We start from the raw sequence: 15,412 nt of genomic DNA, 5'->3' as shown, positions 1-15,412 counted from the left end.
GCTATCCACTTCTATCCCTCACGCAAATCTCGGTTTCAATAGACAACTTATGTTTTCGATATCATTTCCATTTTGAATTCTCTATGTATTTACAAGTTACGCCTGCGTCATATATGTAATATTTTGTTTTGGTAAACCCTGCTTTAACTAATGAGATTGAATCTGGTTCTAATTCTTCTTCTAAAACAATATAGTTGTCTTCCGGGTTATTCAAATCATATTTCACTTTATAAAACTTATCCACAAGTTCGTAATCTCTACTAGAAACCTCTGATAAAATTTTTTTACCTGAATAGAAATAATATTTCAAATAATCTCTTTTTCCTTCGCGTACAATTCTAGTTACAAACCCAATAGTTTCGCCTTTGAATGTTTTCTTATGTTCATTATATTTCTTGGCATCTTTACTTGAAAGAAATATCCACAAAAATATTATGGCAATAAGAAGAATTGGAGCTATCAAATTTGTATTAATGTTCGTTTCTTTCATTTTTTACACAAATACCGGCGCCACTCTCGGCTTATAATCCTTCGCAACCTCAGCAATTAATCTGATGTGATCCGGAGTTGTTCCGCAACAACCACCGATGATGTTGATTAAATTATCGTCTAAATATTCTTTTATGAAAGCCTGAGTTTGTTCCGGAGTTTCATCGTATTGCCCGAATGCATTTGGCAATCCCGCATTTGGATGAGCCGACACATTAAAACTCGTGTGTTGTGCTAATGTTTTTAAGTATGGTTTCAACAAATCGGCTCCAAGAGCACAATTAAATCCTACGCTTAATAACGGAATATGTGATACTGAAATCAAAAACGCCTCAACCGTTTGCCCTGAAAGTGTTCTTCCTGAAGCATCGGTAATGGTTCCCGAAACCATGATTGGAATATCAAGATTACGTTCGTCTTTTACTTCTTCGATTGCGAAAAGTGCTGCTTTTGCATTTAAAGTATCAAAGATGGTTTCTACCAAAAGTAAATCGCAACCGCCATCCATTAGAGCTTCTACTTGTTGTTTGTAGGCGATACGCAAATCATCAAATGTTACGGCTCTGTAACCCGGATCGTTTACATCTGGCGACATACTTGCGGTTCTGTTTGTTGGTCCAATTGAACCGGCAACAAAACGAGGTTTGTCCGGATTTTTGGCTGTAAATTCATCAGCTACTTCTCTTGCCAACTTAGCCGATTCGTAGTTTAATTCATAAACCAAATCTTCCAGGAAATAATCGGCCATACCGATTGTCGTTCCTGAAAAAGTATTGGTTTCTACGATGTCTGCGCCGGCTTCAAAATAAGCGGCGTGGACATCGCGAATGGCTTGTGGTTGTGTTATGGATAGTAAATCGTTGTTTCCTTTTAACGGGTGCGGGAAATCTTTAAAACGCTCTCCTCTAAAATCTTCTTCGGAGAAATTATAGCGCTGCAGCATTGTTCCCATTGCTCCGTCAAGGATTAGGATATTTTTTTTTATTGCTTCCTGAATTGTTATTGCCATGTTTTTTATCTTTTAGCTGCTAAGTTCCTAAGGCGCTAAGATGCTAAGTTTTTTATTTATTATAATTCCGGTTTCAAACCCGACAGATTTTAAAAACCTGTCGGGTTTAGCGCGGTATTGATTCACTTTAATTCCAAGAATTCACTATGATGGCTCATTAGCCCCGATTACTTCACTTAATTTCTATTTTCATAGGAGTTCAGTGAACTTCGTTTGAGCCGGTATCCTCGTAGTGCAACGGAGAGATAAAGGCGAAAGCGGGAACGATGTTAGCAAAAATGCGCCAATGATTCGCTCATGATACCGAAGTGAATTCAGTAAAATAATATTGTATGGTTGTCAGGAAGAGTTTTGAGAAATACTTTTATGTATTTGTGTTATCTATCTTTGATACTAAGAATAGTATAAAGTAGAATGTAGCACCTTCTTTATGATAAAGGGTTGCTAAGGTTTCATTGGGTCTTTCCCTCCGCCTTTCGTGATAACTTTCAATAATTTTAAGAACAGTGCAAAGTAAAGACATAAGCTGAACAATTGCAAGTTTTTTTTAAGTTTCTAAGAGACTAAGGTTCTGAGGTTCTAAGTTTAGAAATTGACTTTAATATTTAGGCTTTTGTTTTGTTCCTATAAAATTGATAATCTCAATAATATTTGATTTCTTATTTATTCTGTAAACCAAATAATTGTTTTTATCTACAATTGCTTTATACAAAGATTCGCTTTTAATTGATTTTGGAAATTGTTCTGGATTAAGACTAATTTGATTAATAACCTGTTGAATTTTATTCTCTAAGTTTAAAATTTCCTTTTTCGTCCATTTTACTTCCAAATAATCGACAACTTTATCAAAACCTTTAACAGCTTGCGCTGTCCATATAAATTTTAGTGCCATTTCGAAAATCTTTTCATAACATCTTCGTGGCTTATAAATTCACCTTTTTCAGCCTGATCTAGTCCGATTTGAATTTCAGCTTTCTCTGATTCCGATAACTCATCAAACCAATCGCTTTGATTTGCTTTTAGAATCAATTCTAATTTTTCTAAAACGCGTTCATCTTCTACCTTGAACAATTGTTGAATAAATTGATATTTTCTAGCTTCTAAATTCATGATACTCAAAATTTATATATTACAAAGATACAAATAAAAAAAGCTCAAACTGTATTACAAGTTTGAGCTTTATATCTAAAAAAACCTTAGCGTCTTAGTCCCTTAGAACCTCAGCGCCTTCGATTAAACAATTGCCTTAACAACCGCTTTTGGAGCTTCTTTACGGGTTCCGTCGAAACCGTCTACACCAGAAACTGTCGTATATTTCAATACATATTTTTTACCCGGATTGATGATGGCGTATGCTGCCTGACACATTAAAGTTGCTTCGTGGAAACCACAAAGAATCAGTTTTAATTTTCCTGGGTAAGTATTAACGTCTCCAATAGCGAAGATTCCCGGAATATTTGTCTGGTAATCTAATGCGTTGTTTACTTTAATGGCATTTTTTTCGATTTCTAGTCCCCAGTCCGCAATTGGACCTAATTTTGGTGTTAATCCGAAAAGTGGAATAAAATAATCTGTTTCGATTTTACGGTGTGCTCCGTTTTCTTCGATATCTAACGATTCAACGTGCTCAGCACCATTGATTCCGATTACTTCTGCAGGCGTAATTAATTTAATTTTTCCAGCTGTTTTTAATTCCTGTACTTTTTCAACTGAATCAAGAGCTCCTCTAAATTCATTTCTACGGTGAATTAAAGTGACTTCTGAAGCTACATTTGCCAAAAAGATACTCCAGTCTAATGCTGAATCTCCTCCTCCGGCAATTACAACTCTTTTATCTCTGAATTTCTCCGGGTTTTTGATGAAGTATTTTACTCCTTTATCTTCATAAAACTCGATATCTTCTATAAGTGGCTTGCGTGGCTCAAAACTTCCCAAACCTCCTGCAATAGCAATAACCGGTGCGTGAAATTTAGTCCCTTTATTTGATGTTACAATGAAACTTCCGTCTTCTTGTTTTTCGATTGTTTCAGCGCGTTCTCCTAATGTATAACCTGGTTCAAATTGTTTAATTTGTTCTTGTAAGTTATCAATTAAATCTCCTGCTAAAACTTCAGGGAAACCAGGAATATCATAAATAGGTTTTTTTGGATACAACTCTGAAAGTTGTCCTCCTGCTTGTGGTAAAGCATCTAATATATGACATTTTAATTTTAATAATCCTGCCTCGAAAACGGCAAATAAACCTGTTGGTCCTGCTCCAATTATAAGTATATCTGTTTTAATCATTATGGTTGTTGTTTATAATCATTCTTAATAATACAAAGAAACAAATAATATATGCCATTATCAAATGATTTTTATCATTGATTCCTTGTGTAATTTTTCATCGGGTTAATCCCCAAGCTTCGGGACGACGCTACAAAATTTGTCTTTCCTTCGAAACTTTTTTGCTATTCTTTATTTTTTAATGAAGCCGTTATTTCGTTCATTTTTTTGACCTTGTCTTCAAAATTGCCTTTCAGTGTTTTTCGATATTCATTGAGGTTTTCTACCATTTGATTAATATCTTCCGGAATGACTTCTTCAAAAAATTCCCGCAGCCTTTTAGCAGTTGTTGGTGATTTTCCGTTGGTCGAAATAGCAATTTTTACGTTTCCTTTTGTTACGATTCCGCCCAAATAATAATCACACAAATCGGGTGTATCGGCAATATTGCAAATTAAATAACGCTTTCGGGATAAATCATATACCTTTTTATTGACTTTTAAATCATCGGTACAAGCGATTACCATGTGGCGCTTTTTGAGCATTTTCTTTTTAAACTTCGATTGTGTTAATGTAATCGAAGGATGATTTTCGGCCAAAATCTTAATTTCAAGATGAAAATCTTTTGCTACAACTTCAACATTTGCATTTGGACTCGACTTTAGCAAAAAAGAAAGTTTCTCTAAACCCACATTTCCACCACCCACAATCAATACATTAAGATTGTGAAGCTTTAAGAATATTGGATATAATTCATTCTGTTCCATTTTATTTTATTTTCATCCAATCAAAATTAGATGATTTATTCTTAAAAACATCGTGATTTAAAATCCAATGTTTACTTTGGCTACATCAGGTTGAAACCTGAAGCTATGTTATTCCTTTTGAATTTATCGGACGATTTCTTTTGACAGAAATTCTTCGTAAAAACCTTTTAATTTGTTGCTTTCGCGGACAACATTTCCGAGAACAATAATCGCCGGTGAACTTAATTTTTGTTGTTCTACTACTTCTAAAATAGAATCTACTATTCCAACGCCCACTTTTTCTTCAGAAGTTGTTCCATTTTGAATAATCGCTACAGGTAAATCTCCTTTGCCTTCTTTTTGAAACAAATCGATAATTTGAGGCAATTTGTGCATTCCCATCAAAATAACTACTGTTGCAGATGATTGCGCTGCCAAAGCTACATCTGAAGATAATTTTCTATCGGAAGTTGTTCCTGTAATCGCCCAAAAACTTTCTGAAACACCTCTTTTTGTAATTGATATTCCCAGACTTGCCGGAACTGCCACTACCGAAGATATTCCTGGAACAACAATTGTCGGGATTCCGAAACTTTCAATAAATTCTATTTCTTCGCTTCCGCGCCCGAAGATAAACGGATCTCCGCCTTTTAAACGCACTACATTTCCGTACGTCAACGCATTATCAACAATCAACTGATTGATTTGATCTTGCGTATAAGCGTGATTTCCTATTTTTTTTCCAACAAAAATTTTGATGGCATTTTTTGGTGCGTGTGCTAATATTTCGTCATTGGCCAATGCATCGTACAAAACCACATTCGCTTCAGCTAGTGCTTTTACGGCTTTGAGCGTAAGCAAATCCGGATCGCCGGGACCTGCGCCAACTAAAGTTACTTTGGGTTTTACTGTATTATGCATTTGCTAATTCTTGAGCTCTGTATTTTTCTATTGTGTCAAAAAATGAAATTCCTTGTTGAATGTATGCTTTTGCAAATGCTTCTGAAGGCTCATTTTGATTGATTTGATATACCAATTCTTTGAATGTTGTTGGCAATTCAATTTTACCTGTTACGATGAAAACGTTGTCAAATAAATCAACAATTCCTGCGTGATTATTTGTTTTCTCGTTTTCTGCAAGCAACAATGCTTTTGCACCGTTTACAAATCCGGCGTAAGCGTGGTAAATAGCGTCTGACCATTTATTTTCGTCGAATGATTCCTGAGCAAACGTCAATTTATCTTTGGCTTCTAATAATAAAGTCGCTACTAAATCGATCACAACTCCGGCACATTCTCCAACTCCAACGGCTTTTACATAATTGTCTGCATTACCCCAATCCACAAAATCAGCTTCGGTTAAATTGGTTACGTCTGCGAAAGGTTTTAATATCTCATAGAAATATTTCTCTCCTTTTTGATCGTAATAATTCAGGAATTTTTCTCCGTTTGCATTGGCATCAAAATCATTTAAAATCGTACGCAAAGCATCTGGTCCTCTACGGCTTGGAATTTTAATTACTTTATCTGCAAAACGTCCTGCTCCATTTCCTAATCTTCCTCCACCTAATAAAACCTGTAAAGCCGGAGCTACTAATTTTCCTGAATTGATTGACATTCCCTGAAAACCAATTGCCGACATATTATGTTGCCCACAGGCATTCATACAACCCGAAATTTTGATTTCGATTTCGTGGTTATTTAAGTACTGAGGATATTCTGCATTTAAAACTTTCTCCAGTTCTTCTGCAATTCCGGTACTGCTTGCAATCCCCAAATTGCAAGTGTCAGTACCAGGACATGCTGTAATGTCAGCAGTCGAATTATATCCTAAATGAACAAAATTCAATTTGGCTAATTCCTGATAAAAGAAAGGCAAATTTGCTTCTTTTACGTGACGTATTACAATATTTTGGCGCAATGAAAAACGTAATTCATTTGCTGCATAATTCTTAATTAAATCGGCTAATAATCTGGCTTTATCGGTATAAAAATCTCCCAATAAAACTTTGATTCCAATTGCGTAATAACCTTCTTGTTTCTGAGCAATTACATTCGATTTTTTCCACGCTTCATAAGCTGCAGTATCTTCAATTGTAACTTGCGGTGCTTCTAATAATGGTTCCGGAATTGGTCCGTCAAAAGCGGTTGTGTCAATTTCGTAAGTTTCGAAAGCGATTGCTTTTTTCTCTTTTTCAACCAAATCAAGGAAAACATCTCTTCCCATTTCTTTGATTAAGAATTTCATACGCGCTTTCATTCTTTTGGCACGTTCACCGTATCGGTCAAAAATACGGATGATTCCTTCTGCTGTTGGAATAATCTGATTCGCCGGTACAAATTCTGATAGTAATTCAGCATGCGCCGGTTGAGATCCTAAACCTCCTCCAAACATGATTTTGAAACCGCGAACACCATCAACAATTTTTGGAATAAATCCTAAATCGTGCAAATAGCTCAAAGCGGTATCTTCATCAGATGATGAGAACGAAATTTTGAATTTACGTCCCATTTCCTGACAAATCGGATTTCTTAATAAGTATTGAAATAAAGCATGTGCGTAAGGCGAAACATCAAATGGTTCGTTTACATCTACACCGGCCAATTCGCTTCCTGTAATATTACGAACAGTGTTTCCACACGCTTCACGCAAGGTAACATCATCTTTGGCCAAATTTGCCCAAAGTTCCGGAGTTCTGTCCAGACTTACATAGTGAATCTGGATATCCTGACGTGTTGTAATGTGCAGACGTCCTGTAGAATATTCATCAGAAACTTTAGTAATTCGTACCAATTGTTCGCTGGTCACTTTACCGTAAGGCAATTTAATACGAATCATTTGAACGCCTTCCTGACGTTGTCCGTAAATTCCACGCGCTAAACGAAGACTACGAAAACGCTCATCATCAATTTTTCCTCCACGGAATAAATGAATCTTTTTTTCTAAATCGATAATCTCTTTCTGAACTATCGGATTTTCTATTTCTGTTCTAAAACTTTCCATTTTTTCTTTCGCTTTAGGCTTTTTTTATTCGCTTTAAGCTTTAGGCTATATGCCATAAGCTTTTAAAATATCTCGTTATGCATTTTCGCTTAAAGCTTAGAGCCTAAAGCTTATAGCAAGTTTACCTAATGAATCCTACTCCTGCTGTTGTGTTTGTCGCAGTATCAATTAAGATAAAAGCTCCGTTTGATTTATTTTCGTTGTAAGCATCAAAATACAATGGTTTGCTCAATTTGATGTTAACTTCTCCAATTTCGTTGATCGCCAATTGCGACGCTTCTTTTGTTCCTGAATAATCTGTAGAGATGGTATTTTTGATACTTTCTACTTTTGCTAAAACCGAGTTTGTGTTGTGCTGTACAATATATTTTGTACCCGGAACCAGTTTTTTACTATCCATCCAACAGACAGTTGTGTTTATTTCTTTTTCAATTTTTGGAAGCTCTGATGATTTTACAATCATATCGCCTCTTGTTACATTGATGTCGTTTTCTAATTCGATTGTAATGGAAGAACCTGCAACGGCTTCATCAAATGTTTTATCGAAAAAGTGAATTTTAGAAACTTTTGATTCTGTTAAAGAAGGAAGAACCGTTACAGCATCTCCAACCTTAATTGAGTTTCCGTATAATTTTCCTGCGTAACCTCTAAAATCGTGATATTCTTCTGTTTTTGGACGAATAACCGTCTGAACCGGGAAACGTGCTTTTCCTGCTTCAAAAACATCATGAGAATGTAATCCTTCTAAATGTTCCAGAACGGTTTGACCATCGTACCATTTCATATTCTCCGATTTATCCACTACGTTTCCGCCATTGATTGCACTTAACGGAATGTAACTTACGTTTTGTTCCTTGAAAGTACTTTTTGCATTTAATGCCTGAAAATCGGCTTTGATTTTATTGAAAACTTCTTCTGAATAATCAACTAAATCCATTTTATTGATTGCCACAATTACCTCTTTTACTCTCAATAAATTATTGATAAAAAAGTGACGATACGTTTGCTCAATTACCCCTTTTCTGGCATCAATTAAAATAATAGAAACCTGAGAAGTTGAAGCTCCTGTAACCATGTTTCTTGTATATTCTACGTGGCCCGGAGTATCGGCAATAATGTAACTTTTCTTTGCAGTCGAAAAATAAATATGTGCCACATCAATAGTAATTCCTTGTTCTCTTTCGGCTACTAAACCATCTGTTGCCAATGAAAAATCAAGATAATCATATCCTTTTTGTCTGCTGCTTTTTTCGATTGCTTCTATTTTGTCAGTCGTCAATGATTTTGTATCGTACAATAATCTTCCGATCAAAGTACTTTTTCCGTCATCTACACTTCCTGCTGTTGCTATTTTTAAAACTTCCATTCTTAATATATTGTTTCAGGTTTAAAGTTTCCGGTTTTCATGTTCTCTCGAAACTTAAATCTGTATGTTTTTGTTTTTTTGATTCTAACTTTTAATTTTTAATTCTAAATTTTTAATTGAATTAAAAGTACCCTTGTTGTTTTCTCTTTTCCATTGCGGCTTCAGAACGTTTGTCGTCGATTCTGGCTCCTCTTTCAGAAATTGTTGATTCTCTGATTTCTCCCACAACTTCCTGAATTGTTGCTGCGTAAGATTCAACTGCGGCTGTACAACTCATATCTCCAACGGTTCTGAAACGAACAATTCTTTCTTCGATTTGTTCGTCTTCTTCCTGATACACATAAGGAGAATGTGACCAGATTAAACCGTCTCTCAAAAAAACTTTTCTTTTATGTGAAAAATAGATTGACGGAATTTCGATGTGTTCTTTTTCGATATAACTCCAAACATCTAATTCTGTCCAGTTTGAAATTGGGAAAACACGAACGTTTTGACCATTTTCTATTTTTCCGTTCAAAATATCAAATAACTCCGGACGTTGATTTTTTTCATCCCATTGACCGAAATCATCACGAACTGAAAAAATACGTTCCTTAGCTCTTGCTTTTTCTTCATCACGACGCGCGCCGCCAATACAAGCATCAAACTTAAATTCTTCAATTGCATCTAAAAGCGTAATTGTCTGTAAGCTGTTTCTACTAGAATATTTTCCGGTTTCTTCCACCACTTTTCCTTCATCAATAGCATCCTGAACATTACGAACAATCAATTCTAATCCTAATTCTTCAACCAATTTATCTCTGAAAGCAATTGTTTCAGGAAAATTATGTCCTGTATCAACGTGCAAAAGAGGAAACGGAATTTTTGCAGGGAAAAACGCTTTCTGTGCCAAACGCACCAATGTTATAGAATCTTTTCCTCCAGAAAAAAGTAAAACCGGTTTGTCAAACTGTGAAATTACTTCTCTGAAAATGTATATTGCTTCACTCTCTAAAGCGTTTGTTTTTAATACTGAACTCATTTTTGTTTTTTGTTTGATATTTTTTAGTTTCAAGTTTTAGGTTTTAAGTTTGTGAGTTACTCTAAAACTTTCCACTATTTATTCTGTTCTCTTGTTCTTTTTCATTGGGTAAAACCCCACGCTACAATATAAATTTGTTCTTTCTGCTCCATCGGGTTAAAACCCGACGCTACAATATAAATCGTTCCTCCGGAACTTAAATCCATATTCTATTCTCTCTACTCTTTATTCTATTTTCTTGCCTCTTTATTCTTTCTTAGCGCTGTGCAAACCACACTCTTTATGGCTTGATTCCCACCACCATCTTCCGGCTCTAATATCTTCTCCGGGGAAAATTGCACGTGTACATGGCGCACATCCTATACTTACGAAACCTTGTTTGTGCAAAGCATTTTGAGGAACATTGTTTTCTGATAAATAGGCTTCAACTTCTTCTAAAGACCATTTTAATAACGGATTGAATTTGATGATTTCGAAACCTCCATCGTATTCAAACAAATTCAAATCTTGTCTGTTTTCAGATTGTTCTGCTCTTAAACCTGTAATCCAAACTGAATTTCCTGCCAAAGCTTTTCGTAACGGAACCACTTTTCGAATAAAACAGCACTCTTTTCTATTTTCAACCGAATCATAAAAGCTGTTTGGTCCTTTTTGCTGCAGTAAACTTTCTACAGCTGTTGCTTCCGGAAAATAAACCTCAATTGGTTTCTTGTATTTTTTTAATGTCTTATGAAAAACATCGTAAGTTTCCTGAAATAATCTTCCGGTATCTAAGGTAAAAATGGTAATGTTCTGATTACTTTTTGCAATAAAATCTGTAATTACCTGATCTTCCTGACCAAAAGATGTGGAAAAAATTACTTTTCCCGGAAACTCATTTGCTAAAAAAGCTAATGTTTCGTCAAGCGAAAAATCCTTTGTTTTATCTAATAATGATTGTATAATTGTCGCACTCATATTCTCTTTCCTTCCTAAAAAATCGATTACAATAATTTAGATAATGTTTTTAAACTCAATAATATAATTAAAATTCCAACCGCAATCATCATTGGTTTTCTCTTGATTTTATTTACCAGAAAAGCTCCAAGAGGCGCTGCAATTACTCCTCCTAAAATCAAACCTATAATAACCTGCCAACCATGAATTCCTCCAAAAAGCATGAAAGTAATTCCGCTTGCAAATGAAATCGCAAACTCTGCAGCGTTTACAGAACCAATAGTATAACGTGGATTTCTTCCTCTTCCTAACAATGTAGATGTTACGATTGGTCCCCAGCCACCGCCGCCAACTGAATCCATAAAACCTCCAAAGACTGCCAAAACACTTAATTTTTTTGTTTTCTTCTTTATAATTGTTTTTTTCAGTGCTTTTTTGATAATAATAACCGCCAAAATAATCATGTAAACTGCAATAAATGGCTTGATAACTTCTCCATTAATCACATCTGATAATAAATAAGCCCCTGTAATCGAACCTAAAACACCTGGAATCAACAAATGTTTTACCAGCTTTTTATTGATATTCCCAAAACGATGATGAGATAATGCCGATGCTCCTGTTGTAAACATTTCAGAGACGTGAACCGCAGTACTACTCACAACCGGCGGAACTCCGTAAGCCAATAAGAAAGAAGTTGAAGTTGCTCCGTAACCCATTCCTAATGTACCATCTACTAATTGAGCAAAAATACCGATAAGGAAAAAAATTAAAAACTCCTGATTAAATCCTGAAACAAAACCGTTCCATGAAAATTCAGCATAATGATTGTATATCAAAGTACTTAACAACCCAACAAGTAAAAGAACCGGTATTATAACCCATAACTTTTCTTTTATCGAAGTTTCAGACTTTATATCAACACTATTTATTTTCAGCTCTTTTTCCATATTTCTATGTCTTTTTTTATTTAAAACCTATTACCCTATCGGCTTAGTAGATTACATTGCAAAAATACTACTTATTTCTAAATATCAAAACAATATTTTTATTTTTTTAAGCCCCTAACAGTCCATTAATTACACTATAACGAAATATTTAAAGCGTCAACAAATTAATTTAACAAATAAAGGGATATTGCAATGTATTTCAACAATAAACCAAGTATAAATATTTGGTTCTTAAAATAGATTTTAAAGTCTACCATTTCCATAGGATAATTATAAAATTGTTTTTATTTTTACGCCAAATTTTTATTATGGATTTTCAGATAGGTCTTGTAGTTGCAGGTTTGCTCGTTGGTTTTGTGGTTGGTTTAACCGGTGTTGGAGGCGGTTCGTTAATGACTCCAATTTTATTGTGGTTTGGTATTCCACCGACAACTGCAGTTGGTACTGACTTGCTTTATGCATCTTTTACTAAAATGGGAGGCGTATTTGTGCATCATAAAAAAGGCAATATCAATTGGCCTATTACAGGGTGGCTTACTTTAGGAAGCGTTCCTGCTGCACTATTGACTTTATGGATATTAAACAGCATAAAAACAGATATCTCGACCATAAATGCTGTAATAAAATACAGTTTGGGCTGGGCATTGCTTTTTACATCAGTTGCGATTTTGTTTAAAAAGAGATTATTGGTTTTTTCGCAAAAACATGCCGGAGACAAATTTCATAGCGAAAGCCATACGCAAAACATGCTCACAATTGGAATTGGCGTTTTATTGGGCGCAACTGTAACCCTAACTTCTATCGGTGCCGGAGCTTTAGGAACGGTTACTTTATTTTTTCTTTATCCGCTTTTACCAACGCCGCGTTTGGTTGGAACTGAAATTGCTCACGCTGTTCCGTTAACGCTTGTCGCCGGAATTGGACATGCTTCAATGGGGAATTTAGATTTGGTTCTATTAGGTCAATTGTTATTGGGATCTATTCCCGGGATTTTTATAGGAAGTATGTTAAGCGGAAAAGTGCCTGATTTATTTCTTAGAAATGCAATTGCAATAATGCTTTTTATAGCCGGATATAAATTGATTTTTTAAACTAAAAATTTCAATTATTCTATAAATAAAAAGGCCTTTTCAGTTACGAAAAGGCTTTTTATTATTTTAGAACAGAATTGATTAAAATGCAATATCTGCTAATGAATTACTTTCAAGAATTTTAAGTGTGTTATCACGAACTTCTGTCATTAAGCGTCTTGCAGCACAGGTTGATTCATCATCGCAATCGTCACATCTTTCGTAGAAATTATGACTTGCGCAAGGAAGCAATGCAATCGGACCTTCAAGAATGCGATACACTTTGGCCATGCTAATATCTTTCGGATCTTTTATGAGATAATAACCTCCGCCTTTTCCTTTTTTTGCTCCCAGAAATCCTGAGTTTCGCAGCAATAATAAAATACTTTCGAGAAATTTAATCGAAATATGTTCGCTTTTCGCTATTTCGGCAATTTGTACAGGTTCATTATTTTCTCGCCTGGCTAAATATGTTAACGCTTTAATTCCGTATTTTGTTTTCTTTGAAAGCACTTATATAATTTTAGATTTAAGAACGCAGCTTTTAGATTTTTATCTAAAATTAACCGACTGCCTATTTTTCTGCAACAAAAATAAGCTTTTTAAACGAGAAAAATAACACATTCAATTTAAATTCTACCAAATTAGTATAGTTTAACTAATTTGCATCATTTACTCCAATTAAATTGAATTCATGAAAAGTTTTCACATTTTCTGCTAAATCTTTTTTATTAACTACATAGGTATCCGATATTGTGTCATGCCAGCCTCTTCCTGAGCTTCCTAAAAAAGAAAAAGCTTCAAATGGAATTAAACGACATAAACTTCTTTTCAAAATAGTTCCAAAATCTGGTTTTTCGCCATTTTCATCTACTACGATTGTGCCTGTAATAAGTTTTCCTAATGATCTTCCTAAAAATCCTTCTGTAATTGTATAGTAAAAAATTGTAACACCAATAAAAACTACTTGTCCGCTAAGGTCACTCATGTCACTTAACCAAAGTAATATTCCGTTCCATTGCAAAAGATTTGCTAAAATGGCCAATACGAAAGCTAAAGCAAATATTAAGACCATGATAAAAATAATATCTAAAATATAATTTAGAATACGGCTTCCCTTAGAAGCTAATAATGATTCATCAAGAATGTAAGTAGAGTTACTCATGTTTGGTTGGTTTTAGTTTATGATTATTAATAAGATTTAAATTTTAATCCAAACAAAAATATACTTTTTACCCAAACAATTATAAAATAGAATAACGATTTTTAACAGTAATAGAATTACAGTCAAAAAATCGTTATTTATATAGTGAATTATCGATTTCTAATAATCTAAAATCAGAAATCTAAACTCTAAAATTATTTAAGAAAGCGCCTGATCTAAATCAGCAATTATATCTTTAACAGTTTCTAAACCTACAGAAACACGCACTAAACCTTCTGTAATTCCAACTGCAAGTTTTTCTTCAACAGATAATTTGCTGTGTGTTGTTGATGCAGGATGGGTCACAATTGTTTTTACGTCTCCAATATTTGCCGAAAGTGAGCATAATTTAATTTTATCTAAAAATTTTCTTCCTGCTTCGATACCGCCTTTAATTTCAATTGCAATAATATTTCCGCCCAAAAGCATTTGCTTTTTAGCAACTTCGTATTTTGGATGCGATTTTAAAAACGGATATTTCACGCTCTCTACATTTGGGTGACTTTCTAAAAACTCAGCTACTTTTAAAGCGTTTTCACAATGTTTATCAACACGAACAGCCAGAGTTTCTAAACTTTTTGACAATACCCAAGCATTAAATGGTGACATTGCCGGTCCTGTGTTTCTTGAAAATAAATATATTTTACGAATTAATTCAGCCTCTCCAACTGCAACTCCACCCAAAACACGACCCTGGCCGTCAATTAATTTTGTTGCCGAATGAATTACGATATGCGCACCGTATTTAATAGGCTGCTGAATGTATGGCGTAGCAAAACAGTTGTCAATTATTAAAATCAGATTGTGTTTTTTTGCAATTTGGCCCAACAATTCCAAATCAACTACATCTACACCAGGATTTGTTGGTGTTTCAGCATATAAAATTTTTGTGTTTGGCTTAATAAAACTTTCTATTGTTTCCGGTTTATTAATATCAAAATAGGTTGTTTCAATATTCCATTTTGGAAAATACGTCATAAACAATGCGTGAGTAGATCCAAAAACACTTCCGGCAGACACAATATGATCGCCTGAATCCAGCAATGCGGCAAAAGTAGAATATATAGCAGCCATTCCTGTTGCAAAAGCATAGCCTGCTTCGGCACCTTCCATGGCGCAAACCTTATCTACAAACTCTGTTGTATTTGGATTGCTAAAACGGGAATAAATATTGCGGACTTTTTCTTCTGTGAAAGACGCTCTCATATCCTCTGCATCTTCAAATACAAAACTTGATGATAAATACAAAGGAGTTGAATGTTCCTGAAATTGTGTTTTTTCTAAATGTGTGCGTATGGCTTGTGTTTCAAAACCAAATTCTTCTTTATTCATTGTGTTGTTTGTTTAAAAGA

General features: G+C 34.6%; 16 protein-coding genes and 1 riboswitch. Of the genes, 1 reads left to right on the top strand and 15 read right to left on the bottom strand.

Going from position 1 to position 15,412, the window contains the following annotated elements; translation table 11 throughout:
* Positions 1-61 precede the first annotated feature (61 nt).
* The 12 genes from AC3QL1_RS07595 to AC3QL1_RS07540 all read right to left on the bottom strand — a co-directional run bounded on the left by AC3QL1_RS07595 (position 62) and on the right by AC3QL1_RS07540 (position 11,786).
* Positions 62-490: a hypothetical protein gene (locus tag AC3QL1_RS07595; protein WP_492496490.1), complete on the bottom strand. Its 429-nt coding sequence runs from the start codon at positions 488-490 to the stop codon at positions 62-64.
* A 3-nt stretch (positions 491-493) separates the two neighbouring features.
* Complete coding sequence (locus AC3QL1_RS07590) at positions 494-1,498, bottom strand: homocysteine S-methyltransferase family protein (protein ID WP_492496488.1); 1,005 nt, start codon at positions 1,496-1,498, stop codon at positions 494-496.
* 374 nt (positions 1,499-1,872) lie between these two features.
* Positions 1,873-1,986, bottom strand: a riboswitch (SAM riboswitch).
* A 110-nt stretch (positions 1,987-2,096) separates the two neighbouring features.
* Entirely contained in the window at positions 2,097-2,390 is a 294-nt protein-coding gene (locus AC3QL1_RS07585) for a type II toxin-antitoxin system RelE/ParE family toxin (RefSeq protein ID WP_492496486.1), read from the bottom strand.
* Positions 2,381-2,608, bottom strand: coding sequence for a hypothetical protein (locus tag AC3QL1_RS07580; protein ID WP_492496484.1), 228 nt, complete (start codon positions 2,606-2,608; stop codon positions 2,381-2,383). Before AC3QL1_RS07580 ends, AC3QL1_RS07585 begins: the two co-directional genes overlap by 10 nt.
* A 123-nt stretch (positions 2,609-2,731) precedes the next feature.
* A complete protein-coding gene (locus AC3QL1_RS07575) occupies positions 2,732-3,784 on the bottom strand; it encodes an NAD(P)/FAD-dependent oxidoreductase (RefSeq protein WP_115843828.1) in 1,053 nt (350 codons plus the stop codon).
* 164 nt (positions 3,785-3,948) lie between these two features.
* Positions 3,949-4,530: a precorrin-2 dehydrogenase/sirohydrochlorin ferrochelatase family protein gene (locus AC3QL1_RS07570; RefSeq protein WP_492496482.1), complete on the bottom strand. Its 582-nt coding sequence runs from the start codon at positions 4,528-4,530 to the stop codon at positions 3,949-3,951.
* 123 nt (positions 4,531-4,653) lie between these two features.
* A complete protein-coding gene (gene cobA / locus AC3QL1_RS07565) occupies positions 4,654-5,430 on the bottom strand; it encodes a uroporphyrinogen-III C-methyltransferase (protein ID WP_492496480.1) in 777 nt (258 codons plus the stop codon).
* The gene (locus tag AC3QL1_RS07560; RefSeq protein ID WP_492496478.1) at positions 5,423-7,513 is read right to left on the bottom strand and encodes a ferredoxin-like domain-containing protein; all 2,091 of its coding nucleotides are present in this window, start codon (positions 7,511-7,513) and stop codon (positions 5,423-5,425) included. The genes cobA and AC3QL1_RS07560 overlap by 8 nt, the downstream gene beginning before the upstream one ends.
* A gap of 121 nt (positions 7,514-7,634) precedes the next feature.
* A complete protein-coding gene (locus tag AC3QL1_RS07555; RefSeq protein ID WP_492496476.1) occupies positions 7,635-8,879 on the bottom strand; it encodes a sulfate adenylyltransferase subunit 1 in 1,245 nt (414 codons plus the stop codon).
* Between the two features lie 121 nt (positions 8,880-9,000).
* Positions 9,001-9,900 carry a sulfate adenylyltransferase subunit CysD gene (gene cysD, locus AC3QL1_RS07550; protein ID WP_318802390.1) on the bottom strand — a complete coding sequence of 300 codons (900 nt, stop codon included), beginning with the start codon at positions 9,898-9,900 and terminating at the stop codon, positions 9,001-9,003.
* 246 nt (positions 9,901-10,146) lie between these two features.
* The gene (locus tag AC3QL1_RS07545) at positions 10,147-10,857 is read right to left on the bottom strand and encodes a phosphoadenylyl-sulfate reductase (protein ID WP_492496474.1); all 711 of its coding nucleotides are present in this window, start codon (positions 10,855-10,857) and stop codon (positions 10,147-10,149) included.
* Between the two features lie 26 nt (positions 10,858-10,883).
* Positions 10,884-11,786 carry a sulfite exporter TauE/SafE family protein gene (locus AC3QL1_RS07540; protein ID WP_492496472.1) on the bottom strand — a complete coding sequence of 301 codons (903 nt, stop codon included), beginning with the start codon at positions 11,784-11,786 and terminating at the stop codon, positions 10,884-10,886.
* 308 nt (positions 11,787-12,094) lie between these two features.
* Here AC3QL1_RS07540 and AC3QL1_RS07535 point away from each other — a divergent pair, with 308 nt between their 5' ends.
* The gene (locus tag AC3QL1_RS07535; RefSeq protein WP_492496470.1) at positions 12,095-12,877 is read left to right on the top strand and encodes a sulfite exporter TauE/SafE family protein; all 783 of its coding nucleotides are present in this window, start codon (positions 12,095-12,097) and stop codon (positions 12,875-12,877) included.
* A gap of 81 nt (positions 12,878-12,958) precedes the next feature.
* Here AC3QL1_RS07535 and AC3QL1_RS07530 read toward each other — a convergent pair whose 3' ends face one another.
* From AC3QL1_RS07530 to AC3QL1_RS07520, 3 genes are all read right to left on the bottom strand, one after another.
* Positions 12,959-13,369 carry an RrF2 family transcriptional regulator gene (locus AC3QL1_RS07530; protein ID WP_008466594.1) on the bottom strand — a complete coding sequence of 137 codons (411 nt, stop codon included), beginning with the start codon at positions 13,367-13,369 and terminating at the stop codon, positions 12,959-12,961.
* A gap of 145 nt (positions 13,370-13,514) precedes the next feature.
* The gene (locus AC3QL1_RS07525; protein WP_492496467.1) at positions 13,515-14,021 is read right to left on the bottom strand and encodes an RDD family protein; all 507 of its coding nucleotides are present in this window, start codon (positions 14,019-14,021) and stop codon (positions 13,515-13,517) included.
* Positions 14,022-14,219: 198 nt separating this feature from the next.
* Positions 14,220-15,392 carry a trans-sulfuration enzyme family protein gene (locus tag AC3QL1_RS07520; RefSeq protein ID WP_492496465.1) on the bottom strand — a complete coding sequence of 391 codons (1,173 nt, stop codon included), beginning with the start codon at positions 15,390-15,392 and terminating at the stop codon, positions 14,220-14,222.
* Between the last annotated feature and the right edge of the window lie 20 nt (positions 15,393-15,412).

The organism is Flavobacterium sp. GW823-FHT04A11 (assembly GCF_058796535.1).
The sequence above is the reverse complement of the archived record's forward strand: the minus strand, read 5'-3'. Positions and strand labels throughout refer to the sequence as shown.

Bases quoted from the DNA above. Each gene is read 5' to 3' on its own strand.
- AC3QL1_RS07595 (WP_492496490.1), bottom strand. From the start codon at position 490: ATGAAAGAAACGAACATTAATACAAATTTGATAGCTCCAATTCTTCTT.
- AC3QL1_RS07590 (WP_492496488.1), bottom strand. From the start codon at position 1,498: ATGGCAATAACAATTCAGGAAGCAATAAAAAAAAATATCCTAATCCTT.
- AC3QL1_RS07585 (WP_492496486.1), bottom strand. From the start codon at position 2,390: ATGGCACTAAAATTTATATGGACAGCGCAAGCTGTTAAAGGTTTTGAT.
- AC3QL1_RS07580 (WP_492496484.1), bottom strand. From the start codon at position 2,608: ATGAATTTAGAAGCTAGAAAATATCAATTTATTCAACAATTGTTCAAG.
- AC3QL1_RS07575 (WP_115843828.1), bottom strand. From the start codon at position 3,784: ATGATTAAAACAGATATACTTATAATTGGAGCAGGACCAACAGGTTTA.
- AC3QL1_RS07570 (WP_492496482.1), bottom strand. From the start codon at position 4,530: ATGGAACAGAATGAATTATATCCAATATTCTTAAAGCTTCACAATCTT.
- cobA (WP_492496480.1), bottom strand. From the start codon at position 5,430: ATGCATAATACAGTAAAACCCAAAGTAACTTTAGTTGGCGCAGGTCCC.
- AC3QL1_RS07560 (WP_492496478.1), bottom strand. From the start codon at position 7,513: ATGGAAAGTTTTAGAACAGAAATAGAAAATCCGATAGTTCAGAAAGAG.
- AC3QL1_RS07555 (WP_492496476.1), bottom strand. From the start codon at position 8,879: ATGGAAGTTTTAAAAATAGCAACAGCAGGAAGTGTAGATGACGGAAAA.
- cysD (WP_318802390.1), bottom strand. From the start codon at position 9,900: ATGAGTTCAGTATTAAAAACAAACGCTTTAGAGAGTGAAGCAATATAC.
- AC3QL1_RS07545 (WP_492496474.1), bottom strand. From the start codon at position 10,857: ATGAGTGCGACAATTATACAATCATTATTAGATAAAACAAAGGATTTT.
- AC3QL1_RS07540 (WP_492496472.1), bottom strand. From the start codon at position 11,786: ATGGAAAAAGAGCTGAAAATAAATAGTGTTGATATAAAGTCTGAAACT.
- AC3QL1_RS07535 (WP_492496470.1), top strand. From the start codon at position 12,095: ATGGATTTTCAGATAGGTCTTGTAGTTGCAGGTTTGCTCGTTGGTTTT.
- AC3QL1_RS07525 (WP_492496467.1), bottom strand. From the start codon at position 14,021: ATGAGTAACTCTACTTACATTCTTGATGAATCATTATTAGCTTCTAAG.
- AC3QL1_RS07520 (WP_492496465.1), bottom strand. From the start codon at position 15,392: ATGAATAAAGAAGAATTTGGTTTTGAAACACAAGCCATACGCACACAT.